The 25,943-nt window shown below is 62.2% G+C and carries 18 protein-coding genes; 9 read left to right on the forward strand and 9 right to left on the reverse strand.

Annotation, left to right across the window (positions count from 1 at the left end; genetic code table 11):
• Positions 1 to 18: 18 nt before the first annotated feature.
• Together EAH73_RS08355 and EAH73_RS08360 are read right to left on the reverse strand one after the other, a co-directional pair.
• Entirely contained in the window at positions 19 to 2,604 is a 2,586-nt protein-coding gene (locus tag EAH73_RS08355; protein ID WP_140466043.1) for a glycoside hydrolase family 3 N-terminal domain-containing protein, read from the reverse strand.
• A gap of 337 nt (positions 2,605 to 2,941) precedes the next feature.
• Positions 2,942 to 3,766 carry a polyphosphate kinase 2 family protein gene (locus tag EAH73_RS08360; RefSeq protein WP_140466044.1) on the reverse strand — a complete coding sequence of 275 codons (825 nt, stop codon included), beginning with the start codon at positions 3,764 to 3,766 and terminating at the stop codon, positions 2,942 to 2,944.
• A 198-nt stretch (positions 3,767 to 3,964) separates the two neighbouring features.
• Here EAH73_RS08360 and EAH73_RS08365 point away from each other — a divergent pair, with 198 nt between their 5' ends.
• The 4 genes from EAH73_RS08365 to mutM all read left to right on the forward strand — a co-directional run bounded on the left by EAH73_RS08365 (position 3,965) and on the right by mutM (position 8,589).
• Positions 3,965 to 4,897 (forward strand): membrane-binding protein, encoded by a 933-nt coding sequence (locus EAH73_RS08365; RefSeq protein ID WP_140466045.1) that lies wholly within the window; start codon positions 3,965 to 3,967, stop codon positions 4,895 to 4,897.
• Positions 4,898 to 4,968: 71 nt separating this feature from the next.
• Entirely contained in the window at positions 4,969 to 7,140 is a 2,172-nt protein-coding gene (locus tag EAH73_RS08370) for a S9 family peptidase (RefSeq protein WP_240047187.1), read from the forward strand.
• A gap of 68 nt (positions 7,141 to 7,208) precedes the next feature.
• The gene (locus tag EAH73_RS08375; protein ID WP_140466046.1) at positions 7,209 to 7,646 is read left to right on the forward strand and encodes a hypothetical protein; all 438 of its coding nucleotides are present in this window, start codon (positions 7,209 to 7,211) and stop codon (positions 7,644 to 7,646) included.
• Between the two features lie 91 nt (positions 7,647 to 7,737).
• A complete protein-coding gene (gene mutM, locus EAH73_RS08380) occupies positions 7,738 to 8,589 on the forward strand; it encodes a DNA-formamidopyrimidine glycosylase (RefSeq protein ID WP_140466047.1) in 852 nt (283 codons plus the stop codon).
• A 150-nt stretch (positions 8,590 to 8,739) separates the two neighbouring features.
• Here mutM and EAH73_RS08385 read toward each other — a convergent pair whose 3' ends face one another.
• The 7 genes from EAH73_RS08385 to EAH73_RS08415 all read right to left on the reverse strand — a co-directional run bounded on the left by EAH73_RS08385 (position 8,740) and on the right by EAH73_RS08415 (position 16,883).
• Positions 8,740 to 10,917, reverse strand: coding sequence for an alpha-N-acetylglucosaminidase (locus EAH73_RS08385; protein WP_240047188.1), 2,178 nt, complete (start codon positions 10,915 to 10,917; stop codon positions 8,740 to 8,742).
• Between the two features lie 97 nt (positions 10,918 to 11,014).
• Entirely contained in the window at positions 11,015 to 11,338 is a 324-nt protein-coding gene (locus tag EAH73_RS08390) for a hypothetical protein (RefSeq protein ID WP_140466049.1), read from the reverse strand.
• A gap of 23 nt (positions 11,339 to 11,361) precedes the next feature.
• Positions 11,362 to 11,652, reverse strand: coding sequence for a hypothetical protein (locus tag EAH73_RS08395; protein ID WP_140466050.1), 291 nt, complete (start codon positions 11,650 to 11,652; stop codon positions 11,362 to 11,364).
• A 318-nt stretch (positions 11,653 to 11,970) separates the two neighbouring features.
• Positions 11,971 to 13,374, reverse strand: a complete 1,404-nt coding sequence (locus EAH73_RS08400; protein ID WP_140466051.1) for a radical SAM protein — start codon at positions 13,372 to 13,374, stop codon at positions 11,971 to 11,973.
• A 72-nt stretch (positions 13,375 to 13,446) separates the two neighbouring features.
• Positions 13,447 to 14,574, reverse strand: coding sequence for an acyltransferase family protein (locus tag EAH73_RS08405; RefSeq protein WP_140466052.1), 1,128 nt, complete (start codon positions 14,572 to 14,574; stop codon positions 13,447 to 13,449).
• Between the two features lie 147 nt (positions 14,575 to 14,721).
• Positions 14,722 to 15,492 carry a prolipoprotein diacylglyceryl transferase gene (locus tag EAH73_RS08410; protein WP_140466053.1) on the reverse strand — a complete coding sequence of 257 codons (771 nt, stop codon included), beginning with the start codon at positions 15,490 to 15,492 and terminating at the stop codon, positions 14,722 to 14,724.
• Between the two features lie 311 nt (positions 15,493 to 15,803).
• Entirely contained in the window at positions 15,804 to 16,883 is a 1,080-nt protein-coding gene (locus EAH73_RS08415; protein WP_140466054.1) for an SDR family NAD(P)-dependent oxidoreductase, read from the reverse strand.
• 201 nt (positions 16,884 to 17,084) lie between these two features.
• Here EAH73_RS08415 and EAH73_RS23015 point away from each other — a divergent pair, with 201 nt between their 5' ends.
• From EAH73_RS23015 to EAH73_RS08440, 5 genes are all read left to right on the forward strand, one after another.
• Positions 17,085 to 17,546 (forward strand): hypothetical protein, encoded by a 462-nt coding sequence (locus EAH73_RS23015; protein WP_161599481.1) that lies wholly within the window; start codon positions 17,085 to 17,087, stop codon positions 17,544 to 17,546.
• Between the two features lie 229 nt (positions 17,547 to 17,775).
• Positions 17,776 to 19,731, forward strand: coding sequence for a 7TM diverse intracellular signaling domain-containing protein (locus EAH73_RS08425; RefSeq protein WP_161599482.1), 1,956 nt, complete (start codon positions 17,776 to 17,778; stop codon positions 19,729 to 19,731).
• Positions 19,732 to 20,322: 591 nt separating this feature from the next.
• Complete coding sequence (locus EAH73_RS08430) at positions 20,323 to 23,487, forward strand: SusC/RagA family TonB-linked outer membrane protein (RefSeq protein ID WP_140466056.1); 3,165 nt, start codon at positions 20,323 to 20,325, stop codon at positions 23,485 to 23,487.
• Positions 23,488 to 23,514: 27 nt separating this feature from the next.
• Positions 23,515 to 25,065 (forward strand): RagB/SusD family nutrient uptake outer membrane protein, encoded by a 1,551-nt coding sequence (locus EAH73_RS08435; protein WP_140466057.1) that lies wholly within the window; start codon positions 23,515 to 23,517, stop codon positions 25,063 to 25,065.
• A 33-nt stretch (positions 25,066 to 25,098) separates the two neighbouring features.
• A complete protein-coding gene (locus EAH73_RS08440) occupies positions 25,099 to 25,905 on the forward strand; it encodes a PKD domain-containing protein (protein ID WP_140466058.1) in 807 nt (268 codons plus the stop codon).
• Positions 25,906 to 25,943: the final 38 nt, after the last annotated feature.

Below are 25,943 nucleotides of genomic sequence, written 5' to 3' on the forward strand. Positions count from 1 at the left end.
GTTGCCCTGGCCGCGGGGCTACTTCGCCGCCGGCGCCGCATACATGGCCAAGCTGCTGTTGTCCACGCCCGGCACTTTGGCCAAAGCCTTAACAGTGGCACCCTTAGGCAAGGTGAATGGCTGCTTATAGGCATTGGCGGCGGTGAATGCTGGGGTGGCGCCCGTGGTGGTGTAGTACAATTGCGCGCCGGGCGTGGGGCTGCTGAGGGTGACCCGGCCGGCCGCCACCTTAATGAGCGGCGGGGCCACGCGGTTAGCGTACCTGGCGGTGCGCGCGTCGCGAATGACGCCCTGCCAGTTCAGGCCGTAGCCGAAGTCGTAGCGGTGGCCGGCCGCGTCGGTGTAGCACACCATGTCGTGCGGAATGTCCTCGTTTTGCTCCTCCACGGTCTGCATGGTGGCGGGCAGCTGCACCGGCAGCAGGCCCCGGGGCTCGGCCTTGCCGGTCACAATGTCGAGCACCGCTTGGTGCGACACCCCGAAGCTAACCAGCAGCCCGCTCGCGTACTGCTCAAACTCGGCCGGCACCAGGGGCTTGGCGGCGTCGATGGCCACAATCACGGGCTTGCCCTTCATGGCCGCGTAGGTCTGCCGGATGATTTCGAGGTCCTTAGCGTTGCCCGTGGCCACGCTTTTGCCCCGGTACGTGCGGTCGGCAACGGTGGGCTCGGCGGGGTCGCCGGCGGCGAGGCTGTGGGCGCGGGCCTGGGTGGCGGTGTAGGGCCCGTACTGCAAGCTGATGGGCACGTAGCCGGTGCCGCCCTTTTGCACGTCGGCGGTGGCGTAGCCCGCCCCGCCGCTGGGGCTGCCGATGAACACCAGCGCGTAATCGGCCTTGGCAGGGTCGCTGGTCACGTTGAAGTAGCGCGCCAACACCGCGGCTGTGGCCACGTCTTCGTACCGCTCGGCCGAGGGTGGGCCGAAGAAGCCCTGCTGGGAAGGAATGAATTTTTGGGGCACGTACACCGTCTTTTTGGCCGGGATGGGCAGCGCCTGGCCCGCGTTTTTGAGCAGCACCACCGACTGCTGCTGCGCCGCGTAGCCGGCCCGCATAAACTCCGCGTTGCCCACCAGGGCTTGGGTTTTCTGGGCGTCGAGGTAGGGGTTTTCGAAAAGGCCGAGCCGGAAAATGTTGCGCAGCAGCCGCACCGCCGACTGTTCCATACGGGCCCGCATGAAGGCCTCGCCATGCGCTTTCACGCCCATGGCGTAGGCCGCCACGATGGGCCCGGCCGCGTTGTTGCCGCCAAACTGGTCGGCGCCCGCCATCAGGATTTTGTAGTGGCGCTCGGCCACCGTGCGGCCTTCCATGCCCCAGGGCTTGCCGCCGAAGATGGCGGGCGTGGCCCCCTCGTCGTTCGTAATGCCCCAGTCGGTGCACACCACCCCGTCGAACCCGTAGCGCTGGCGCAGCAGGTCGGTGATGAGGTACTGGCTGTAGCCGTTGCCCACCGACTCCTTGTTCTTGGCATCGACGCCCGACGAAACCGTGTAGTAGGGCATCACTGCCGCCGCCATCTTCGTCTTGCCGTTGAGTTTCAGGGCCCCGTCCACGAAGGGAATCAGGTGCTCGTCGAAGTTGTGGCCCGGGTACACGGCGTACTTGCCGTAGGCGTAGTGCGCGTCGCGGCCGCCTTCCTCGGGGCCCCCACCGGGCCAGTGCTTTATCATGGCATTCACGCTGTTATACCCCCAGCCGTCGGCAATTTCGGCGGCGCCCGTGGAGGTCTGGAAGCCGTCGACGTAGGCGCGGGCCATGTCGGCGCTCAGCTGGGGGTCTTCTCCAAAGGTGTCGGCGATGCGCGACCAGCGGGGCTCGCTGGCCAGGTCAATCTGGGGCGATAAGGCCGTGGTGATGCCCAGGGCGCGGTATTCCTGGGCCGCGATGGTGCCAAACTGCTGGGTAATGGCCGGGTCGAAGGTGGCGGCCAGCCCCAGCTCGTCGGGCCAGTGCGACAGCTGCCCGCCGGCGCCGGCCGTGTACTCCACCCCCGAGTTGGTGCCGTGCCGGGGGTCCGAGCTGTTGTTGGCCGGGATGCCGAGGCCCGCGCCTTCCACCAGGGCCTGCACGTTGTTGTTCCAGCGGGCGGCCGTTTCGGGGCTTTGCACCTGCGTCAGCAGCACGTGGCGCAGGTTGTCGTCGAGCAGGAACTTGCGCTGCTGGTCCGTCACCGCCGCCGCGTCGGTGCTGCCCTCCGCAAACGGCTTGCCCTGGTAGGTGCCGGCGGCAAAGGGCCCCGCCTTGGCCGGAACGGCCTGGTGGCCGCTGTAGAGCATCAGGCCGGCAATCTGCGCCACCGACAGCTGGGCGGCCAGGTCCAGGGCGCGCTGCTGCGCGGGCAGCCGCCAGTCTTCGTACTTGTCGAGCTGCCCGTTCTTGTTCAGGTCCTTAAAGTATTTGCCCTCCCGCTCCAGGATTTTCACCCCCGATTCTGCCACGTGGCCCAGCGTGGCCCCCCCGGGGTTGCGCACGTAGATGACGACGGGGCCCTCGGCGCGCGGCCCACGCGCGGGCGTTTCGGATTTCATGCCGAGCAGCAGGGCACCCAGGCCACTGGCACCGGCCGCCAACAGTAGCAGCGAAAGCGAGGAATTCTTTTTCATGGGAAATGGGGAAGAGTAGGGCCAGTCAGCCGCAGCAGGTGTTCGCCGGCCAACAGGGCCGCTACTTTACTGATTACGTGACTGATTAGCAAAAGCTGGCTCAATGTAAAGCGCCACCGTTAATTTGGATCGCAACCGGGTTGAAAACCCGAAACCGAGGGCCCCGGCGCTTACCTAAGCAGCGCTGCCCCCCGGCCCTTTCCCCACGTTACACCCACCCACAGAGGCCGTACCTGGCCCCGGCAACGCCAGTGGCACCAAGCCACACTGGCACCGCCGGGGCCCTAAACAGGGGCCCCAACGGTGCCAGTCAGGTTATAGCTCGGCGCTGGGCGGGCTACTTAATTACCTGCGCTTTCAGGTCGAAGTCGGCCTTGGGGGGCTGGGGGTTCATGTCTTCCAGCGTGGCCACTACGATTTCGGCAATGGCTAGGTCGCGGGTCCACTTGTGGTCGGCGGGCACCACAAACCAGGGCGCGTCGTCGGTCGAGCAGTGGGCCAGCGCGTCGCTGTACACGTCCTGATAATCGTCCCAACGGGCGCGCTCCTTGAGGTCGCCGGGCTCAAATTTCCAGCGCTTGGCCGGCTCGTCGAGGCGGTCCTGGAGGCGTTCGGCCTGCTCTTCTTTGGAAATGTGCAGGAAAAACTTGAGGATGCGCGTGCCGCTGCGGGTCAGCAGCTGCTCGAAATTATTGATGTCGTCGAAGCGCTGGTGGGCCGTTTTCTTGTCTATCAATTCGTGCACGCGGGTCACGAGCACGTCTTCGTAGTGCGAGCGGTTGAACACCCCGATGTGGCCCCGCGACGGTGCTTTGAGGTGGATGCGCCACAGGAAATCGTGCGCCAGCTCGGCCGCCGATGGGGCCTTGAAGGAGGCCACCTGCACGCCGGCCGGGTTCACACCCGTGAGCAAGTTGCCGATGGCCCCGTCCTTGCCGCCCGTGTCCATGGCCTGAAACACCAGCAGCAAGCTGCGCTGGTGCTCGGCGTAGAGGTTTTCTTGGAGCTCAACCAGGCGTTGGCGCAGGGCGGCCAAGCGTGGCTGCGCCGATTCCTTGTGGGCGTAGGTTTCGCCAAATACGCCTTTGTCTTTGGTGGACACGTCGGCCAGCTTGAAGTGCTTGTTCTTGACGAGCACGGCGGGGGTTTCGGGGTATTTCATGGGCCGTATTACGGGAATATTATTCGGGCCGCCGTAGGTGCGGGCCGGGGGCCCTAAAAAATAAACGAAAAGCCCTCCGTTTTGCGTTAGTATACCGGAGGCCCGCCCGGCCGCCCTGGGGGCCCGACCGGTTTTTTCTGGCTGGTTGTTTGCCTCCCTTTCTTCACTGCTTTCCCTCGCTTTATTCCACCGTTCGCTATGCCGACGCCCGTATCCCGTTTTCTTCGCCGCACGGCCCTGGGGCTGCTGCTGGCGCTTTGCTTCGCTGGGGCCGCCGGGGCCCAAACCGAGGCCCCGGCGGCCACCGGCATCATCCAGGAAATTACCAACGTGGTGGGCCTGCAGCCGCGCTTTGAGCTGCGCGCCACCCGCGACGTGGACAACGCCGCGGCCGTGGTGTACGGCGGCAAGCGCTACCTGCTCTACAATCCCGATTTCCTGGCCGCTGTGAACCGCGCCGGCCGCACCGACTGGGCCGGCATCAGCATTCTGGCCCACGAAATGGGCCACCACCTCAACGGCCACACGCTGCGCGCCGGCGGCTCCAACCCGCAGGACGAGCTGGAGGCCGACGAATTTTCGGGCTTCGTGCTGCGCAAGCTGGGCGCTAGCCTGGCCCAGGCCCAGGCCGCGCTGGCCGCCGTGGCCGACGACCAGGGCTCGGCCAGCCACCCCGGGCGCACGCCGCGCCTGGCCGCCATCGGCACGGGCTGGCGGCGCGCCGAAACCCAGATTGCCGCCAGCCGCCAGGGCCCCACGCCGTCGGCCGCACCCGTGGCCATTGCCCCGGCCGTGCGCCGCGCCGTGGGGGCCCCGGCCCGCCGCAGCCAGGCCGATGAGGCTGACAACGAAGACGATGACAACACCAGCGCTTCTGCTACGCCGGTGCGCCTGGTGGGCCAGCTCACCTTCCGCAACCACCCCGACCAGCCCTACTACCTCACCAGCGGCCTGAACGTGGTGCGCGTGGCCGACGACGACACGCCCGTGGTGGTGGGCCACCTCACGCGCACCAACAGCACCGATTTCCCCTACGTGCTGGTGGACGGCCGGCAGCGCCGCTTGTTCATTGCGGCCGGCGGCGACGTGTACGACACCCAGGGCCAGCGCGTGGCCACCCTCCGCCAATAGGGCCCCGGGGCCGGCGGTGTCGCGCGGGGGCCCTAATTTCAGGCCCTCAAACCCCTCCCCTTTTCTCACGCATGATACAATACATTGCCCGCCGTGCGGGCATGGCCGGGGCCCTGCTGCTGGCCGGCACCGCCGCCACGCAAGCCCAGGTGGGCCCCGGCACCCAGTGGACCAAAGACGGCTACGGCTACTTCCAGGTACAGCAAGACGAAGTCGTGCAGCTCGACGCCCGCAAGCCGGGCGCGGGCACCACCCTCCTCAGCAAGCAGCAGCTCACGCCCGCCGGCCAGTCGGCCCCGCTAAAAGTGCGCCGCTTCTCGCTTTCTGACGATGGCCAGCGGGTGCTGCTGAACACCAATACCAAGAAAGTGTGGCGCTACGACACCCGCGGCGACTACTGGGTGTACGACCTGAAAGCCAAGCAGCTCGTGCAGCTCGGCAAGGGCCGGCCGGAGTCGTCGCTGATGTTCGCCAAGTTCTCGCCCGACGGCGGCAAGGTGGCCTACGTGAGCGAGCACAACCTGTACGTGGAGAACCTGGCCGACCACGCCATCACGCAGCTCACCACCGACGGCACCGACCGCCTCATCAACGGCACCTTCGACTGGGTGTACGAGGAGGAGCTGGACTGCCGCGACGGCTTCCGCTGGGCCCCCAACGGCCAGAGCCTGGCCTACTGGCAGCTCGACGCCACCAAGACGCGCAACTACCTGATGCTGAACACCACGGCGGCGCTCTACCCCTACACCGTGCCCGTGGAGTACCCCGTGGTGGGCGAAGACCCCAGCCGCTGCCGCGTGGGCGTGGTGCCCGTGGCCGGGGGCCCCACTAAGTGGATGGAGGCACCCGGCGACGCCGTGCAGCACTACCTGCCGCGCATGGAGTGGGCCGGCCCCAACGAGCTGATCATGCAACAGCTGAACCGCCGCCAGAACGAGAGCAAAATCCTGCTTTGCAACGCCACCACCGGGGCCGCCAAGGCCATTTACACCGACACCGACAAGGCTTGGATTGACGCCAAGGACGGCGCCGTGGGCTGGAACTGGATTGAGGGCGGCAAGAAGTTCGTGTGGGCCAGCGAGAAGGACGGCTGGCGCCACCTCTACGCCGTGGACCGCGCCGGCCACGAGCAGCTGCTCACCAAGGGCAACTACGACGTGATTAGCCTGGAGGCCATCGACGAGCGCGGCGGCACCGTGTACTTCATGGCCTCGCCCGCCAACGCCACCCAAACCTACCTCTACCGCGTGCCGCTGAAGGGCGGCGTGGCCACCCGCGTGACGCCCGCCGCCGAGGCCGGCACGAACGGTTACGACATCTCGCCCAACGGCAAAATTGCCCTGCACAACCACTCCAGCGCCAGCGCCTTCCCCACCGCCGACGTGGTGAGCCTGCCCGCCCACCAGCGCCTGAGCGGCGGCGAAGTGCCCGAGCAGGCCAAGAGCTTCAAGCTCCCCAAAACGGAGTTTTTCCAGGTGAAAACCGCCGACGGCGTGACCCTGGACGGCTGGATGGTGAAGCCCACCAACTTCGACCCCGCCAAGAAATACCCCATCGTGTTCATGGTGTACGGCGAGCCCGCCAGCCAAACCGTGGTCGACCGCTTCGGCACGGGCCTCAACCGCCTCTACCAGGGCAGCATGGCCGACGACGGCTACATCTACGCCTCGCTCGACAACCGGGGGGCCCCCGCGCCGCGCGGCCGCGAGTTCCGCAAGGCCATCTACCACAACATTGGCAGCCTCAACATCCGCGACCAGGCCCTGGGGGCCCAGGAAGTGCTGAAGAACAGCTTTGTGGACACGAGTCGCGTGGCGGTGTGGGGCTGGAGCGGCGGCGGCTCCAGCACGCTCAACCTGCTGATGCAGTACCCCAAAATCTACCAGACCGGCATCTCCATCGCCGCCGTGGATAACCAGCTGAATTACGACAACATCTACCAGGAGCGCTACATGGGCCTGCTGCCCGAAGACCGGCACTTCTTCGTGGATAATTCGCCCCTGGCCCACGCCAAAGACCTGCGCGGCCACCTACTGCTCATCCACGGCACCGGCGACGACAACGTGCACTACAACAACGCCGAGCAGATGATCAACGAACTGGTGAAGAACAACAAAACCTTCCAGCTGATGAGCTACCCCAACCGCACGCACAGCATCTCAGAAGGCGAAGGCACCAGCCGCCACCTCTCCAGCACCTTCACCAAATTCCTGCGGGAAAACTGCCCCCCCGGCGGCCGCTAGGGCCCCCAGCGGCGGTAATTCCGGGGCCCCACTTGGCAGGCTTAATTAATTCTCAAACCCTTCATTCAATGCTGATGGATTTCATTCAGAAAGTCGTCGTGGCCACTGGCTTGGTCCTCTTGCCTACCGCAACGTTTGCCCAGCATTCGAAGGCGCTGGTTTACGAGAAAACCCAGGTTGAGCCCGACCAGGAAAGCAGCCCGTTGGGGGTAGCAACCGATGAATTCAAAGGAATCCACGTCATCTCCACCAGCGTGCGGGGAGTGCGCGGAGCCAACGGCGTAGTTTACTGGGTGAGCAAGGACAAGGCCACTTTGTCGGCGTATGAGGGCGAACGGCTGCTCTGGCGCACCAATGTGGGCAAGGCTTTCAAAGCTGATTTTGCGCAGCCACAAATTGAGAAGTTGGTTTTCGCGTCAAACGTGATTTTCGTATCCGTTAATAACAATGGATTTGCTGAAGTTGACCGCAAAACCGGGCAAGTAGGCAGCAAAACGGTGGATTAAAGCAGCTGCGGCGGGTGGTTGAGCAGAAAGCGTGAACAAAGCCGTTCGCCTTTCTCTTAACCACCCGCCGCTGCTCTTTTATTCCTTCCCAATGCCCGAATTACCCGAAGTCGAAACCTACCGCCGTTTTATTGATGAAGTGGCCGTGGGCCAGACCATTACCGGCCTCGCCGTGAACGACGCCCACGTGCTGGCCGTGCCCGAAGCCGAGCTGCGCGCCGGCCTGCTGGGCCGCACCATCACCGGCACCAGCCGCCTGGGCAAAAACTGCTTCGTAGAGCTCGACAACGGCCGCCTGCTGGTGCTGCACTTCGGCATGACCGGCGACATTGGGGCCTACCGCGACGCCCCCGACGCCCCGCGCTTCACCCGCGTGGCCTGGCACCTGAGCGACTCGGGACTCAATCTGGCCTTCATCGACCCGCGCAAGTTCGGCCGCATCCGCTTGGCCGACAGCGCCGAAGCGTATCAAAAAGCCAAGAAACTAGGCCCCGACGCGCTGCAAATCACCGCCGCCGAACTATACGCGAAACTCAGCCGCCGCCGGGTGTTCGTCAAGCCGCTGCTGCTCGACCAGGGCCTCACCGCCGGCCTCGGCAACTGGATTGTGGACGAGGTGCTGTTCCAGGCCAAACTCCACCCCGAGCGCATCGGCAACTCGCTGATCGAAAAGGAAGTGGGGGCCCTGCACGCCGCCATCCAGCTGGTGCTCACCACCGCCATTCAGCACGAGGCCAACTACCGCAACTTCCCCAAGTCGTTCCTTATCCACGCCCGTGAGTGGGACGAGTCAGCCACGCCGGGCTCCGACGCGCACACGTTTTGCCCCCGCCACCCTAAGGTGAAAATTGAGAAAACCTACGTGGGCGGCCGGGCCACCTACACCTGCCCCAAGTGCCAGCCCACGCCGGTTGCAGCAGCCGAGAAAAGCGGCGCGTCTTAATTAATTTTCAGGAATACTCTATCGCAGCAGAACGTCACACAGAGCGCAGCATCTTTCCCGCGGCAGTAATTAATCACGCGGGAAAGATGCTGCGCTCTGTATAACGTTCTAATAACTTCCTGAACGTGTGTGGTCTGCCACCTCAGTTCCCTATCGGTAAGCGGCGGCTACCTGGGTGCGATACTTTTTATAAACTCGCTGCGCCTCCGCAATGCTTTGGCCCGAAGTGGCGGTGGGGAAGTCTTTGCGGGTATTCACCCAGCGCCATTCCCAGGCTTTAATTTGCTGCTCAAATAATTTAATATCCGCCGGCTTGCCGGTTGCCAGCGAATTATTCAGCACCACAAAAAACTGCTGCCACCGGGCTTTGTAGAAATCGGTTAATAACCCGCTCCACTGCCGGTTCGAGTATTCGTTCAGGGGGCTTTCCGCGTCGCCCCACAGCGTAATTAAATCTTTGGCGTTTCGCTCGTACAGCGCCTTTTCGCTGGGGGTAGTTCCCCACTTGCGGGCGTCGGCCACCCAGGGCCCCAGCAGAAAATCTTTGCGAGTAGCCAGCAGCCGGTCCTCGTCGTCCATCAGCGCCAGAAACTGCGCGCTGTATTTCTTAAAATCAGCGGCATTTTTCTGTTGGTACGCCTGCGCCAGCCGCTGTTGCAACGGCAGCGCATAATTGGCCAGCACCTGCCGCGACACGTCCACCAGATCGTACTGAAAACCGTCGCTTTTAGCGCAGGCCGGCGCGGCTTTTATTAAATAATCCCAGGCCGGCAGCAGGCTTTTGGGTGCGTAGTTAAGCGTCGTTTTCGTCCACCGGGCCACCGAATCCAGCGTGGGCCGGCCCACCATAATGGACTCCGCACCATCCCGGATTTTCTGCCCATTGTAGGCCGTGGTCCGCAGTATTTGCCACGCAGCCAGCCCGTTGGCATCGTCGTGGCCGTAGCGGTTGCGTACATAGCCGCTCAGCCAATTAGTTAATTCGGGGGCGGCAGTTTGCCAGGTGTGCTCGGTCATCAGCTCGTACAGCACCGGGTTCTGCTCAATTCCTTCCATCGTCAGGCCGATGCCCACCATTTTCCCCGCGGCGTCGTCGTGCAGGGCGGCTGGGGGGCCCTGGGCCACGCCGTCCATACGGCCAAACATGCTGATGTTGCCGCCGAAATTGTGCAACATGTTCCATATCCAGGGCTTGCCATAAAACGCATTCGTCCGCTTCCAGATGGGCTCAATTTCCGCCGCCAAATCGAGCAGAATCATCTTATCGTCCGGCACCGCTTTCAGCAGCGCCTCAATTTGCGGTGCTTTCCAAAACTTCCGGTCGCTGTAAAACAGCCAGCCCTGCATCACCCACACCGCCTGCGGGTCGGCGCGCCGCATGCCTTCGTAAATGCGGGCGCTCAGCTTGCCCAGAAACTCTGGGTTGTCCGACGGCGGCTCGTTCTCATTGAACGTGTCGGCCGAATACAAATGGTCGGTACCGTAAAGTTTGGTTTGCGCCTCCAAAAACCGCTTCCCCACCTCGGCAAACAGCGGGTCCTCCGAATCGAGGATGTACGTATCGGCGAAGCCGTTCGTCCAGTTGGTTTGCTTAAGCTTGGCGTTGGGGTAGCGCTTTTTGAACGCGGCGGGCACGTGGCCCGTAAAGGCCGGCAGCACCGGCGTCATGCCCAAAGCGCGCTCCCGGGCCAGTATTTTCTGCTGCAGCTCCCGGTGGCTGGTCATCCAGCTCTGGGGCAGGGGCCCGCCCCAGCCGTCGAGGTTGCCCATGTAGAACCAGCCGAAATAGGCAGGCCCGCTAAAAAAACCCTGCAAATCGTCGGCAGTAAAGCCCATGTCCTGGTACACCTGCTGCCACACGTACTCTTGCCCGGTGATGGCCAGTGGCATGTTGATGCCGTGCAGCGCCATCCAGTCGATTTCTTTTTCCCAGCGCGCCCAGTCCCACCAGCTCATGCTGTAGCTGTAGGTACAGTAATTTAAATAATAGCGGTAGGTGTACGGCGTGGCCTTGTGCACCTTCGCCGGCACGCGGGGGAGCACCGCTGGCAAGCGCATGTTCACGCCGTTCCAGGTGATTTGGCAGTGCGCGTACTCGCGCAAATAATAATAAAGTGCCGAGCCAATTACGCCGGCATCGTTGCCGCGTAAAACTATCTTATCGCCTTTGCTCTCAATCTCAAAAACGTCTTTCCCCTCAGCAGCGGGCAGCTCTTCGACCACAAAATTGGCCGCTTTGGCCAACACCGTGCGCGCAATGAGCGAATCCGCCGCATTTTTGTTTAACTGCCCGTAGGCCCGGGGCCCTAAGCACAAGCCAACGAGCAAAGAGAGGAGAAGAGTAGTTTTTTTCATGCAGCGCAAATTTTCTTTTTTCTACAAAAGTTATTTCTATTCAGCAAATATGGCAGCTAATTGTGCAGCTTCATAGCATGTAGGCGCACGAGCCCAGCCCAATCAAAAACACCAACAGGCCCGCTAGCGCAAAGCCGTTTACCCAGCGCGGGCGCCGCAGCAGCGCCGCCACAAAGAGGGCCAGCAAGTCGAACCCGCCCAACCCCAGCATTGCCAGAAACATGCCGTAGGCCACGTCGCGCGGGTGCGGGTCCCCGGTCATGTGGTCGGGCTCTGCCAGGGAGCGCACCAGGGCCCCAAGCAGCAGCAGCAGCGCGGCGTTGAGCAGCAGCGGCACCCACAGCCCGCGCTTGGATTCCGGTGGTTTGGCAGGGTCGGCGGCGGGATTCGGCATGCGTAATTAAATTACGTAATCAATTAGTGCATCCCGCCCAGGCCCGACAGCATCAGGCTGCAAATGCCCAAGCCAATTAGAAAGACCAGCAGCGCCGACAGCAGAAACGCCGCTACCCAATTCAGGCGGCCGAAAATTGCCATAAAAAACGCCGCAATGCCGTTGACCACGGCCAGCGCCACCACGGCTCCGAATAGCACCACCGGCTCGCCCTGCGACACCACCGCCACCAGCAGCAGCAAACCCAAATTGACGGCTATTGGCCACGTTTTCGACGATTTGCCGTTGGGTGCAGGTGGTTGGGGATCGGCCATATTTCACTTGGTAACTGGGTACAAAACAGGCTCCAATCGACTACTATCAGTTGAGCGCGAACACATACCGAAACCTATCAGCAGCAAGAGCAAAAAAGATAGAAAAAAACCACCCGCATAGCCAACGTCTCGCCTTCGCTCTGTTATAAGAAAAATGAATCCTATAAATGCGTTAACAAGCGCCAAGATCACACCGACAAATGCGCCAAAACCTACATTGGAGATAAGAACGGTTAGCAGCAGCAAACTTAAATTAATGGCAACCGGCCAGACAATGGTTTTCTTTCTGCTAGGSGGGGGGGGGGGAATCGGGTACATTCATATGCCCGTGCGCTCGGCCCGCAGCTCCTCCAGCCGCGCCAGCTTCTCGGGGTCGCGGTAGAAGATGTTCATGGTTTCGAAGGGGATGATTTTTAAATCCTTGCTCACGATGTGCACGCAGGATTTCTTCACGGCGCGCACGTCGAAATTCCAGGCGTCCATGAATTGCAGAATAATTATCCGGAACAGGTTATCGTAGCCCAAATTAGGGGCCTGGACCTGGGGCAGGCAGCACAGCAGCTGGTTGATTTCGGGCACTACCGCGTCTACGGTGTTGGCCGTGCTGAATAGCTTAAGCATGTGCTGGCGCAGGCGCGGGTCGCGCTCGTACACAATGGTATTGCCGCCGTTGCTGAGCAGGTCGGCGGGGTCAATGTAGCGGGTAAGGGGGATGACTTCACCGTCGATTTTCAGGGCGTAGGCCATCGCCAGCGCGTCGGGGTTGCATGGCACAGGCAGCAGGTCGGCGGCCGTAAATACCGGGCTTTGGGCGATGATGCCCTGGCGCACTTCGGTGAGCGAAAACGAGTCGGTTTCGGGGTTGAAATTATCGAGCCGGCCGGCGGCCTGGGTGGGCTGAAACGTGACGCCGCGGATGCACTTTTGCTTAAGCGCGTAGTCGATGATGTCGCCCATCTCGTCGTCGTTCAGGCCCTTTTGCAGCGTCACGACCAGCGTGGTACTCAGGTTGTATTTGTTCAGGTGCGCAATGGCCTGCTGGCGCACCTCGCGCAGGTCGCGCCCGCGCATGGCCAGCAGCACGTTTTCGCGGAACGAGTCGAACTGCAAATACACCTCGAAGGCCCCCGAATAGGTGGCCAGCCGCGCCACAAAGGCCTCGTCTTTGGCCAGGCGCACGCCGTTGGTATTTACCATCAAGTGCTTGATGGGCTTGCGCTTGCACATGTCCAGAATTTCCCAGAACTGCGGGTGCAGCGTGGGCTCGCCGCCCGAAATTTGCACCACGTCGGGCTCGCCCTCGTTGGCCACCACCAGGTCCACCATGGCTTCTACTTCCTCCAGGGTGCGGTGCCGGCCGTGGGTGGGGCTGCTTTCGGCATAGCACGTGGGGCAGGTGAGATTGCAACGGTCGGTTATCTCAATCACCGTCAGGCAGCTATGCTGCTCGTGGTCGGTGCAGAGGCCGCAGTCGTAGGGGCAGCCGTAGTGCGTGGGCGTGCCGAAGCGCAGTGGCGTTTCGCTGGGCTTCACGTAGTTGCGGATGCTCTTGTAATACTCCACATCGGTGGCAATGCGCACTTTCTGCCGCCCGTGCTCGGGGCACCGCTTGAGCATGTACACGTTCCCGTCTTCAAAAACGATTTTGGCCTCGATGCGCCGCAAGCACTGCGGGCAGAGGCTGATGGTGAAATCGTAGTAGGTGTAAGGGCGTTCGGGCATTGGACAATCTTTACTGGTTAATCGAAAATTGTTGTGCAAATATTCCCTCGGGCAGATGCTTATTTTAACAGGTTATATTTTAATGTAAATCCTCCTCTTATCAAGTACGTACGCCACCACCCAGCACAGGAGCATATAGCTCATGGCAAAGACGAAGGCGCCCAGGGAGCCGGGGAAAATTCGCTGATAAAAGACCTGATTTATCCAATCAAAAAAGCTCAATTCGGGGCGAACCCACAGCAATTGGAGCGGTGCCAGCAACAGCTCTGATAGCAGATAAATGGCTAGCGGGTTCCTGCCGAAAATAAGAAAGAACGATGTACCCTTCCGTATGTCCTTGATTTCAATGGCTAAAATCAGGCAACCTAACGTGGCCAAGTCGATTCCAATGGTAAGCAAAGAAAATGAGCTTGTCCACATTTTCTTTGCTATGGGAAAAAACTGACCCCAGAAAAGTGCGGCACAGATTAGCAGTGCGCCACATACAAGGAGCATTGCCACGGACTCGTAATTCTTGCCTTTTTTTTGAAGATAGGATCCGGCTAGAAAGCCGCCAATCACGTTCACGATACTGGTCATCGTACTCAGTAAGCCCTCCGGATCGAAGGCAATTGGCCCGCCGCCCTTGTGGTACAGGTGCGCATCGCCAATTATTAGCTTATCTAGCAGAGTGCCCGCGTTGCCAAGCATGGTGTATTCCTTGCCAACTTCGCCGAAATACACAAAAAGCACCCAATAGCTAATTAATAGCAGGGCGGAAATAATAACGGCCGTTTTTTGGGTGCAATAATGCACGATGAGCGACCCGAAAAAGTAGCACAGCGCAATGCGCTGCAGCACGCCCATAATGCGGGTATTTGCTACGGAGTTGAATACCCATTCATTATCAACGCGGTGAAAGAAGGGGAACCAGTACATGAGGTAGCCAAGCAAGAAGATAATGACCGTTCTCTTAAATACCTTGGCTAGGAATGTGGTATTCGATTCGTACTTCGCTTTGGAAAAACTCAAGGCATTACCAACCGCGAAAAGAAAGGAAGGGAAAACCAAATCGGTGGGGGTGAAACCAATCCAGTCGGCGTGGTTGAGGGGCCCCCAGGCAGCGGCTCCTGAGCCGGGGGTATTTACGATAATCATGAAACACACCGTCATGCCCCGAAACACATCCAGCGAAGTAAATCTTTCAGCAGTTTTTGCCATTTCAACGATGTTATTAGGTACCCTTTTTATGCTCAAAAAAAATACTTGTGCATGCTATGCGAAAAGTCTGGCATTTAAAATTGAACGCCAGATGAGCGTACTACTTCGGCGGCTTCCTGAGCAGCACCAGCAATAGGTTGAACGCCTTTACTGTGCTTCCGCCGGCGCACTGTGCTGCCGGGTGCTACTGCGCCACCACCCCCAAACATAGTACCCCAGCCCGGCCGCGCACGCCCACTGAATGGCGGTGAGGCCCAGCCCCGGCAGGGCCGGCGTGGGCTTGATGAATTCTACCAATAAGCGAAACAGTAGGTACCCGGCCAGAAACAACTCGAAGCGCCGGCCGTTGGGCAGCGGGCCGCCACGCTCCAGGGCCCCCAGCAGCAGCGCCAGGGCCCCCAGCAGCAGGATTTCGTAGAGGTTGGTGGGGTGTCGGGCCACACCGTCGCCGAAGTTGATGCCCCAGGGCAGGGCGGTGGCAGTGCCGAAGGTGCCGTCGGCGAGGCCGCTGAAGAAGCAGCCGACGCGCCCGATGCCCAGGCCCAGCAGCAGCGGAAACACCATCAGGTCGCCGGACGAAGCGGTGATGCCCAGGCGCTTTTTCACCAGCTCCACCCCCACCAGGCCGCCCAGGAAGCCACCCACGATGGTTTTGTTGGTGAAGTAATAGAGCCAGCCGCCGGGCGGGTGCAGCAGCAAATCGGGGTGTTCGAGCAGGCCCAGCAGGCGCGAGCCGAGCAAGGCCCCGGCGGCGGCCCCCACAAAAATCCACTGCCGGCCCTCGTCGCTGATGCGGTCGGCGGTGCGGGCGCGCAGGTAGGCGTAGAGGCGGTAGCCCAAGGCGTAGGCCAGCGTTTCGCAGAGCAGGTGCACGGGCAGCCGCACGGGGCCCCAAGCCAATTCGACGGGGAATTGCATGGGCGAATATGGGGCGGAATTGCGGTTGCGGCCCCAAGCCCGGGCTGGCCCGGGCAGGCAGCTGTGCGCCAGTTGGCCCATTTACCGCTGCACCAACGGAAAACTGAGGAGCCGGCCAATACTGCCCGGGGCCCCTAACGCGGCTGTGGCAGGATGGGCACCTTGGTACACAGATGGGTTCAGATGTGCATCCTTGCGCCTCCCACCAGGCGGCTATCGTTCGGCGAGGAGACGCCATTACACCCACCCAACGCTATCCTGCCGAAGCAGCTTTCAGCGCCCGGCGCTGAGACTAGCCGGCGCTGGGGGCCCTATTCCAGCTCGTTGTTGTCACGGGCGGCTTTGCGGGTGAGGGCGGTGAGGAGCGAGCGGGTGACGGCCGACTCGCTTTCGTAGCCGCGGCGGCGCTCGTTGGCGGCCTCGCTCTCGCCGGTGGCGGGCAGGGCGCGGTTCATCCAGCTCAGCACGTCGGTGGTGATGCCGGGCAGAATGCCGTGGAAACCCGCCAGGAACTTGGCCGGTAGCGAGAGGATGATTTCGCCGTCGCCGCGCCGGGTGGCGTTCCAGATTTGGCGCGAGGCCTGCTCGGCGTCCATCGAGAAGCCGGGCAGCGCATCGGCCACGCTGAACCAGGCAAACTCTTTTTTGTGCTGCCCCTTCACGATGGCCTGGCCCTGGCTGCCGGTGCGCAGCAGCCCGGGGCACACCGTCGTAACGCGGACGCCCTCCTGTCGCAGCTCGGCCCGGAAGCCTTCGGAAAGGCCCACGAGAGCAAACTTGCTGGCGCTGTAGGGCACCATGTGCGGGATGGCCACCTTGCCGCCCAGGCTCGAAATATTGACGATGCGGCCCTCGCCGCGCCGGCGCATGCTGGGTAGCACGGCCTGCATGGCGTGCAAGGGGGCCCAAAAGTGCGTGTCCATCGAGTCCTCAAAGTCGCGCAGCTCCATGTTGTCGAGCGGGCCGGCGGTGATGATGCCGGCATTGTTCACGAGCACGTCCACGGGCCCCAGGCGGTTTTCTACCTCGGCCACCATCGTGCGCACTTCGTTGGCATCGGTGAGGTCGCGGGCCAGGGTGAGCACGTCGCGCTCGGCCGCCCCGTAGGAAATCAGGTCCAGCCGGGCGCGCTCCAGTTCGGCCTCGTCGCGGGCGCAGATGGCCACCCGGGCCCCCTCCACCACCGCCTGCCGGGCCAGCACGAGGCCCAACCCACGCGAGCCGCCCGTGATGAGCACCACCCGCCCGGTGAGCTCATAGCTGCCGCGGCGGTTGGCCCACAGCGTGGCGGCCACGGCGACGGCCCCCAGGCCGGCGGCCAGCAGCCAGCTGCTCGTGGAGGAGGAAGAATTGGGCGAGGCGGGGGCGGGATTTTCGGGCGCGTGGTTCATGCAGGATAGTATGGAAAGCGGGCCCCAAAGGTTGCGCTGGCCAGCTGATTTTGTGCGGGGCCCGGGCCCGGCCCACCCCGGCCACGGGGCCCCCGGGCGGGGCGGGGCGGGCCCGTGGCACGTTTTTGGCCCGATATTTACACCTGCGGGCCGGCCACCCGGTTTTCGTGGGGCCCCGCGGGTTCGTCTTATCTTATTGTTATGAAGCGCTTCTTACTACCAGCCCTGCTGGCGGCCCTGGCCGCGCCGGCCGCCCAGGCCCAGGCCGTGGGCAAACCCAAGGCCAAGGCCCCCACCGCCCCGGCGGCCCCCGCCCAAATTCCGGGGCCCACCCCGGCTGGCACCGAGGCCCGCGCCAACGCCCTCACCACCAACATGCAGCAGAACCTGGGCCTCTCGCCCCAGCAAACCGAAAAGGTGCGCGCCATCAACCAGCGCGGCGTGGCGGCGGTGGAAAGCGGCCGCGTGCGCTACCGCACCGACCCGCGCAAGCTCCAGGGCCTCGTCGACGCCGTGGGGCAGTCGCGCCTGGAGGCCCTAAAGGAAGTACTCACCCCGGCGCAGTTCGACAAGTACCAGCGCAAGCGCGAGGAGAAAATGGGCGTGCCCAACGTACAAGGCGTGCAAGGAAATGCGGCCCCCGGCCTGGGCGGCAACGAGTAAGCAACTGGTTTGCTGCGACTTGCGAAGCGTCGGGGCCCTGGGGCCCCGGCGCTTTTTTGGTGCCTGCGGCCCGGCAGCCCCGCCGGGGCCTCGGGCCGCAAGCACAAGGCCACGCTCATGCGGCATGGGCTTGGTTATCTTGCAATCGTTTGTCGTATTTCATTTCGAAGCCCCGATGGCTTGTTTTTCACCACGCCTCCCTTGGGGGCCCTGGCTTCGCACAGCTTGGGTGGGCCTGCTGCTAGTGCTGGCACTGGCCCACACCGGCCATGGGGCCCCGGCTGGCGACACACTGCGCATCCGCGCTGGCGCTGACGAAATACTGGTTAATCCATTGTTTTACAGCATACTGGAAGACCCCACCGGCACCCTCACGCTGGCCGACGTGCAGCGCCCCGCCAACGCCCGCCGCTTTGTGCTGGGGGCCCGCACGGCCAGCAGCATGCAGCACGTGGGGGCGGCGTACTGGGTGCGGCTGCCCGTGAGCAACCAGGATTCGACCGGCCGGCACTGGTACCTGGAGCTGTTCGACTCGCACATCAACGACATTACCTTTTACGCCCCCGGTGGCCCTCGGCGCACGGGGGCCGACGTGCCGTTCAACAACCGCCGCTTTCGCTACAAAAACTACCTGTTCCGGCTGCCGCTGGCGCCGGGCCGTGCGCAGGTGTTCTACCTGCGGCTGCAATCCAATTCCAAGACTAGCTTCCTCAGCCAGCTACGTACCGAAGAGATTCTGGCCAGCCACTTCCAAACCGAATACGGCCTGCTCGGCCTGTTCTATGGGGTGCTGCTCATCATGGTAGTATACAATTTATTCATCTACCTGCTCACCCACGACCCAACCTACCTGCGCTACGTGCTGTATGTGCTGAGCTGCGGCCTACTGTTCCTGTCCGAGGATGGCCTGGGGTTTCAGTACCTCTGGCCCGAGCTGCCCTGGTTCAACCAGGCCGTCATCGCCGGGGCCCCCATCCTACTGCTGCTCACCTTCAGCTACTACGCTCGCTATTTCCTCGACGCGCCCCAGCGCCTGCCGCGCCTCGACCCCGTGGTGCGGGCCGTGGTGCTGGGCAGCGCCATCCTGTTGCTGGCCGATGCTGTGTGGGTGCGCTCGGGCCTTGGCTTCTGGCTGTATTTGCTGCCCTACGGCCTGGTTTATTACGAAGCTGCCCGTGCCTACCAGCTCGGGTTTCGGCCGGCGCGCTTGTTTTTGCTGGCCCAGGCCCTGGTGTCCGCCAGCCTGTTGTTCCTCATCCTACGTAAGTTAGGTATTGATGCCCTGACCAATACGTTCACCGTATACAGCCTCAACATGGCGTTTGTGGCCGAGGTCGTGGTGCTGTCCTACGCCTTGGGCGATAAGATCAAGGCCATCAACGACGACACCATCGAGGCGCAGCAGCGGCTGGTGGAGCAGTTGCGCAGCAAGCACGTGGCCCAGGGACTGCTCGTCGAGCAGCTCCACCAAAACGAAGTGCTCAAGGACCGGCTCAACTCTGAGCTGGAAGCTTTAGTGGCCCAGCGCACCACGGAAATCAAGAACAAAGGCGAAACCATTGCTGCGCAAAACCGGGAGTTGCTCGAAGCCAACGGCTTGCTTTCGTTGCAGTCCGCCGCCATCACCAAGCTCAACACCGACCTCCAGGCCGACTTGCACCACGCGCAGGAAGCGCGGATTACGGCCCGCGAAATGGATTTTGGCGAATTCAGCCAGCTCTATCCTGACAAAGATGCCTGCCTGGCCTACCTCGCCAACCTGAAGTGGGCAGCTGGCTACCAGTGCCGCAAGTGCGGCCACGGTAAGTACTGCGAGGGCCGTGAGCTGTACGCCCGGCGGTGCACCCGCTGCCGCTACGCAGAATCGGCCACGGCCTACACGCTGCTCCACAAGTGCAAGTTCTCGGCGGTGAAGGCCCTATACGCCGTGTTTCTGCTGCACACTCATAAGGGCCAGTATCCCATCGCCGAGATGAGCCAGTTGCTAGACCTGCGGCAAGCTACCTGCTGGAGTTTTGGCCAAAAGACAATCGATGCCATCCATCGTCGGCGCGCCAGTGCAGACTATGACGAGCAAGAAGACTGGACGCATGTGTTGCTTGCCATTGCTGAGGAAGCCGATGATGCTCCGACAATTCACCCCATACCTATTGCATCGATTGCAGAAAAGGCAGCTGATACGTAGCGCGGGCCGCAGCTTGTTAATAAATTATTGCCTAATGACATGCTTACCGCGTTGTTTTTTAACAATTTTTCATCTTCGCCTATTACTCTTCAAGACCCCTCAGGCCAGGTAACACGCTTCGCTGCGTGTGCTGTAAGCGTATTGATTACTTGTTACCAAAGCTAAAAAAAGCCCTTTGGGGGCTTTCAGACAAATTTTTGGTTTGCGCATTTGCAACAAGTCAAAATATCTTTGGTACTCTCAACCATTGAGAAGTTTACTATTAGGCTGTTTTCACAGAGTTGTTCTCACTTCTCAAAGCCTGCGTTCTTTGCCGCTTACTTCGAGGCGTGGTCTAAATGATTTTGCGGTTACTGCTTTTACAGGTTGTAGCCATTCGAGTAAGCGTGCCAGCACAGATTACAAGATCGAAGCGCTTCTGCAAGCCTTGAGCAACTGAGATTAACCGTCCAAAATCGAAATAGTATTAATTGAAAGCAATCGATTGTGTATACCGAATGCACTGCTGATTTTTAAGCATCTGGCAGGTTACACCAAAGTTCTTACGCATCCATTTACCTCCTCCCTTATCCACCCACCCTCTCATTTTTTATGGATCAAACCCGCTACTTTTCCAATTTTCGCAAAGCTGCGCTGGTAGCTGCTTGCGGATTGCCGGTCTTGGCCAGCTCAGCCGCGCCGGTGCCCCACCTAGGGCCCCAAAGCGCCCGAAAGTCTACCTCGGTGCGACCACCGGTGACCGTTACGGGCCGGGTGATGCAGGCCAACGGCGAGGGCCTGCCCGGGGTGACGGTACTCGTCAAGGGCACTGCCCAGGGCGTCAGCACCAATGCCAACGGTGAATTCACGCTCGACGCCCCTGAAGGCGGGACCCTAGTATTCAGCTACGTGGGTTTCGTTCGGCAGGAAGTGGCCATCTCCAGTGCCCGCAACCCGCTCAACGTCGCGTTAGTAGCTGACGTAGCCGCGCTGAACGAAGTGGTGGTGGTGGGCTACGGCACCCAGGAGCGCGGCAGCATCACGGGCGCCATCTCGTCGGTGAACGGGGCCGAGCTGGTGCGCCAGCCGGTGGCCGACGCTACCCAGGCCATTCAGGGCAAGGTGTCGGGCGTCACCATTACCTCCAACGGCGGGGCCCCCGGCGGCGCGGCTGGTACGTCGGTGCGGATTCGCGGCATAACGTCGGCCGGCAACAACAACCCGCTGTATGTGGTCGACGGCTTTCCGCTGCCCGATAACGGCGACAGCCAGCTCAACAACATCAGCCCGAACGACATCGAAACGATTGACGTGCTGAAGGATGCCTCCGCTACCGCCATCTACGGGGTGCGAGCGGCCAACGGCGTCGTCCTCATTACCACCAAGCGGGGCAAGGCGGGCAAAACCACCGTCAACCTCGACGGCTACCGCGGCGTGCAGTCCGTGGCCCGGCGGCTGGATCTGCTCAACGCGGAGCAATACGCCGTAATCAACAACGAGGCCCGCATTGCGGCCGGCCAGCCCATTGCGCTGGATAAGCTGCGCGACCCGGCCGCCCTCGGCCAAGGCACCGACTGGCAGGACTTGCTGTTCCGCCGCGCCAAAATCCAGAACTACTCCCTCTCGGCCACCGGCGGCAGCGAGAAAGCCCGCTACGCCCTCTCGGGCACCTACTTCCAGCAGGATGGCGTGATCCTGGGCTCTAATTTTGAGCGCTTTACGCTTCGCGCCAACGGCGACGTGCAGCTGAGCCGCATTTTCAAGATTGGCAACAGCATTTCGCTCACCCACTCGGAAGACCGCCAGATTACGAGTAACAACGGCGAGTACGGGGCGGTACAGCAGCTGCTGCGCATTCCGCCCACCGTGCAGGCCTACCGGCCCGATGGCTACTGGTACCAGCCCAACAGTGCTTCGGATAACTTTACGGAGGAAAACCCATTGGCTACATCCCTGCGGGCCAACCAGAAGTTCACCCGCAACCGGGCCACTACCACGTTCTACGCCGAGCTGGAGCCCCTCAAAGGCCTGCGCTTCCGCACCAACGTGGGGGCCGACCTGGTCTTCGAAAACTTCAATCAGTTCTCGCCCAAGGGCCCCGAACTGGCCGGCTACACCCAGCGCTACATCACGGCCGGCGCGGGCGCTACGGCCGGCTACGCGCCGAGCTACCTGATTGAGAACACCGCTACCTACGACCGCACCTTCGCCGAGAAGCACCACGCCACGCTGCTGGTGGGGCAGTCGGCGCAGGAATTCAACTACAGCAACGTGGAGGCCTACCGCACGGGCTACCTGCGCAACGACCTGCAAACCATCAACGTGGGACCCATCAATACGCTGCTGGCCAACGCCGGCACCATTGACCCCGCCCGCCACCTGGCCAGCTACTTCGGCCGCCTCAACTACGACTACGCCGGCAAGTACATCTTCCAGGCCACGGCCCGCTACGACGGCTCCTCGCGCTTCCAGGAAGGCCAGAAGTTTGGCTTCTTCCCCAGCGCCTCGGTGGGCTGGCGCATTTCGGAGGAGGAATTCCTCAAGGGCAGCAACACCATCAGCAACCTGAAGCTGCGCGCCGGCTACGGCCGCGTGGGCAACGAGCTGAACGCCGGGCGCTTCGCCTACTTATACTCCATCAACTTCGGCGCCGTCTATCCCTTCGGGCCCGATGGTACCATCAACACGGGTGGGGCCCCCACCCGCCTGGCCAACCCGAACCTGCGCTGGGAATACAACGACCAGGCCAACATCGGCTTGGAAATGGGCTTCCTCGGCAACCGCCTGGAGGCCACCATCGACCTCTACAACCGCAACTCGCCCAACCTGATTGCGCCCGTGCCGCCTTCCCTCGTGTCGGGCACCTACGAGTCGGTGAACGCCAACGCCGCCAGCGCCTACAACCGCGGCATCGACTTCTCGCTGACCTCGCACAACTTTGTGGGTTCGGGCGGGGGCCTCACCTGGACGACGACCTTCAACGTGTCGGCCTACAAAACCCGCTTGGTGTCGCTGGGCGCCGGCGTGCCCTACAACGGCCTGGGTTCGTTGAGCGGCACAATTGTGCGCTACGACGCGGGCCAGGCCTTCGGGGCCTTCTACGGCTACACGGCCGATGGCCTGATCCAGAGCCAAGAGGAGCTGAATGCCCTGAACGCTGGGGCCCTGGCCGGCACGGCCAAGGCGAATAACTACCAGAACGCGGGCACTGCCCCCGGCGACATCAAGTTTAAGGACATCAACGGCGACGGCGTGATTACCGACGCGGACCGCACGTTCATCGGCAACCCGAACCCGAACTACACCTTTGGCCTGACCAACACCTTGGGCTACAAAGGCTTCGACCTGAGCTTCTTCATTCAGGGCGTGCAGGGCAACGACGTGTACAACCTCAACCGCTACATCACGGAGAGCGCCCTGTACAGCACCACCAACGGCACCACCAACGTGCTGAACCGCTGGACCGGCGCCGGCACCAGCAACGACGTGCCGCGGGCCATCGTGGGCGACCCCAACAACAACCTGCGCGTATCGACCCACTACATTGAGGACGGCTCCTACGTGCGCCTCAAAAACCTGACGCTCGGCTACACGCTGCCCCGCAGCATCATGGGCCGCATCTCGGCCTCGCAGCTGCGCGTGTACGTCACGGCCCAGAACCTGGTGACGCTGACCAAATACACCGGCTACGACCCGGAGGTGAGCGCCAGCGGCGTCGACCTGGGCATCTACCCCCAAACGCGCGTGTTCATGGGCGGCGTGAACATCGGGTTTTAATCCTCTCTACTTTCCACTTATCGCGTCATGACTATCTCAAAATTTACGTGCGGAGCGTTTCTGCTCTCGCTCGGGCTACTGGGCGGCTGCACGGCCAAGTTTCTGGACGAGGCCCCGGCCGACCAGATCACCGACAATAACTTTTACCAAACCCAGCAGGACGCCATCCAGGCCGTAACGGCCGCCTACAGCGAGCTGACCAAGGAAGGCCAGTACAACGCAGCCCAGTGGGCCTTCGACATGTGGGCCGACATTTCCAGCACGGGCGGCGACGACGGCAACGACGGCATCGAGTTCAAGCAGCTCGAAGCCTTCAGCATTCCGACCACCAACTTCATTGCTACCCGGCTCTGGGGCGGCTCGTTCATTGCGCTGCAACGGGCGAACATCGTCATTCAGAAAGTGCCGAACATTGCCAACATGGACCCCGCCATCCAGCGGCGCTGCCTCGGCGAGGCGCAGTTCCTGCGGGCCAAGATGTACTTCGACCTGGTGCGGGCCTACGGCGACGTGCCCCTGTTCACGGCCCCGCCCACCAGCCCGTCGGCCGTGAACATCCCCCGCACACCCGCGGCCGACGTGTACAAGCAGATTGAGCAGGACCTGACCGATGCCATTGGCAACCTGCCGGCTTCGTACAGCGGCGAAGACCTGGGCCGGGCCACCAAGTGGGCCGCCACGGGCCTGCTGGCCAAGGTGTACATCACCGAAGGCAAGAAAACGGAGGCCGCCCAGCGGGCCCGTGAGGTCATCAACAACTCGGGCAAAACGATGTGGGCCAGCTACGCCGACAACTTTAAGATCGAGAACAACAACAACAACGCCAAGGAGTCGCTCTTTGAAATTCAGTACGTGAGCGGCCGCAATCAGTACGACCGCAACCAAGTGGGCTCGGCCATGAACGAGTTTTTTGGGCCCCGGGGCGCCAACCAGACGCCCGGCAGCGGCTACGGTTTCAACATCCCGGACCCCGATTTTGTGGCCGGCTACGAAACGGGCGACACCCGCAAAACCGCCACTATCTGGGCCCCCGGCGACACTTACCCCGACGGCAGCAAAGCCGCCGCCAAGGCCACCGGCTCGCCGTTTGGCTACAACTGCAAGAAGTGGTTCATCGGCAAGGTGAACACCAACATTTGGGACTCGGGCCTGAACGTACCCGTGCTACGCCTGGCCGAAATGTACCTGATTGTGGCCGAGGCCGTGGGGCCCACCACGGAGGGCCTGGAGGCCATCAACAAGGTGCGTCGCCGCTCGTTTGGCCTCGACTACAATACGCCCTCGGCGGCCCACGACCTGACGGCGGCCAGCGCTAACTTCACCAACCTGGTGCTGCGGGAGCGCAAGTACGAACTGGCGTTTGAATTCGACCGCTGGTTTGACATGAAGCGCGCCGGCACCCTGTACCCCACGCTCACGGACCACGCCTTCATTCCGCGCATGACGCAGCAGGCGGCCACCCTCCGGGGCATTGCCCCCAACGTGCACGGCATCCCCACCCAAAACAACCTGGTGCTGCCCATTCCGCAGTCGGAAATCGACACCAACCCCGGCTTGGTTCAAAACCCGGGCTACTAGCCTTTTATCCTCGCCTATTCAGCCTGATTTAGTATGAATTACATTCGCAACAAGGCGGCCTGGGTCTTAGTGGCCAGCCCGCTCCTCTTCACCGCCTGCGATAAAAACGACAAGGGCCAGCTGAACGGCCCCGTGCCCACGGCCACCTTCACCACGTCGACGCCCAAAGCGGTGGGGCTCACCACCTCGGTCACCTTCACGGCCACCGCCACCGACGCCGCGTTTTACGAGTGGGACTTCGGGGACGGCACGCGGGGCACGGGCCAAACCATCACACACACCTACAACACCGGGGGCACCGTCAAAACGCAGCTCATCACCTCGGGCAAGGGCGGCACCGGCGTGTCGGCCGTCACCGACCTGGTGCTGCCCCCGGTGACCGACGCGGTGAAGCTGCTGCTGACCGGCGGCTCCTCCAAAACCTGGCTGGTGGACAACTCGGTGGCGGCCGCCATCGTCGTGGGCCCCAGCGACGCCAGCCCCGACGGCTACTACGCCGGGGGCCCCGCTGGTAGCCTACCGGCCTGCCAGGCCGACGACGAATACACCTTCTCCAACGCCAATACCTTCACCTACGACGCCAAGGGGCAGACCTTTGTGGCCGGCAACGCGGGGGGCTGTTCTGCGCCGCGGTCGGGCACGTCCACCTTCACGTTTGGGTCGGCCGTGGGGCCGGGCATTGCCATGTTTGAGTTTCAGAAAGCCGGCACTTTCATCGGGGTGACGGACGCCCCCGACCTGACGTACCGCATCATCAGCATCGACGCCACGCACATGGTACTCCGAGCTGGCAAGTCCACCGCCGGCACCATTTTCCAGATGAAACTGGTGGCCAAATAGCGGGTGCGCCCGGCCTACCTCTCACCCCCAGCGTTGCT

This window comes from Hymenobacter nivis (assembly GCF_006439025.1).
GTDB lineage: Bacteria > Bacteroidota > Bacteroidia > Cytophagales > Hymenobacteraceae > Hymenobacter > Hymenobacter nivis_A.

Coding starts and splice junctions, on each gene's coding strand:
- EAH73_RS08440 (WP_140466058.1), top strand. CDS start 25,099: ATGAATTACATTCGCAACAAGGCGGCCTGGGTCTTAGTGGCCAGCCCG.
- EAH73_RS08405 (WP_140466052.1), bottom strand. CDS start 14,574: ATGGCAAAAACTGCTGAAAGATTTACTTCGCTGGATGTGTTTCGGGGC.
- EAH73_RS08435 (WP_140466057.1), top strand. CDS start 23,515: ATGACTATCTCAAAATTTACGTGCGGAGCGTTTCTGCTCTCGCTCGGG.
- EAH73_RS08365 (WP_140466045.1), top strand. CDS start 3,965: ATGCCGACGCCCGTATCCCGTTTTCTTCGCCGCACGGCCCTGGGGCTG.
- EAH73_RS08395 (WP_140466050.1), bottom strand. CDS start 11,652: ATGGCCGATCCCCAACCACCTGCACCCAACGGCAAATCGTCGAAAACG.
- EAH73_RS08415 (WP_140466054.1), bottom strand. CDS start 16,883: ATGAACCACGCGCCCGAAAATCCCGCCCCCGCCTCGCCCAATTCTTCC.
- EAH73_RS08375 (WP_140466046.1), top strand. CDS start 7,209: ATGCTGATGGATTTCATTCAGAAAGTCGTCGTGGCCACTGGCTTGGTC.
- EAH73_RS08390 (WP_140466049.1), bottom strand. CDS start 11,338: ATGCCGAATCCCGCCGCCGACCCTGCCAAACCACCGGAATCCAAGCGC.
- mutM (WP_140466047.1), top strand. CDS start 7,738: ATGCCCGAATTACCCGAAGTCGAAACCTACCGCCGTTTTATTGATGAA.
- EAH73_RS08430 (WP_140466056.1), top strand. CDS start 20,323: ATGGATCAAACCCGCTACTTTTCCAATTTTCGCAAAGCTGCGCTGGTA.
- EAH73_RS08410 (WP_140466053.1), bottom strand. CDS start 15,492: ATGCAATTCCCCGTCGAATTGGCTTGGGGCCCCGTGCGGCTGCCCGTG.
- EAH73_RS08355 (WP_140466043.1), bottom strand. CDS start 2,604: ATGAAAAAGAATTCCTCGCTTTCGCTGCTACTGTTGGCGGCCGGTGCC.
- EAH73_RS08400 (WP_140466051.1), bottom strand. CDS start 13,374: ATGCCCGAACGCCCTTACACCTACTACGATTTCACCATCAGCCTCTGC.
- EAH73_RS08360 (WP_140466044.1), bottom strand. CDS start 3,766: ATGAAATACCCCGAAACCCCCGCCGTGCTCGTCAAGAACAAGCACTTC.
- EAH73_RS23015 (WP_161599481.1), top strand. CDS start 17,085: ATGAAGCGCTTCTTACTACCAGCCCTGCTGGCGGCCCTGGCCGCGCCG.
- EAH73_RS08370 (WP_240047187.1), top strand. CDS start 4,969: ATGATACAATACATTGCCCGCCGTGCGGGCATGGCCGGGGCCCTGCTG.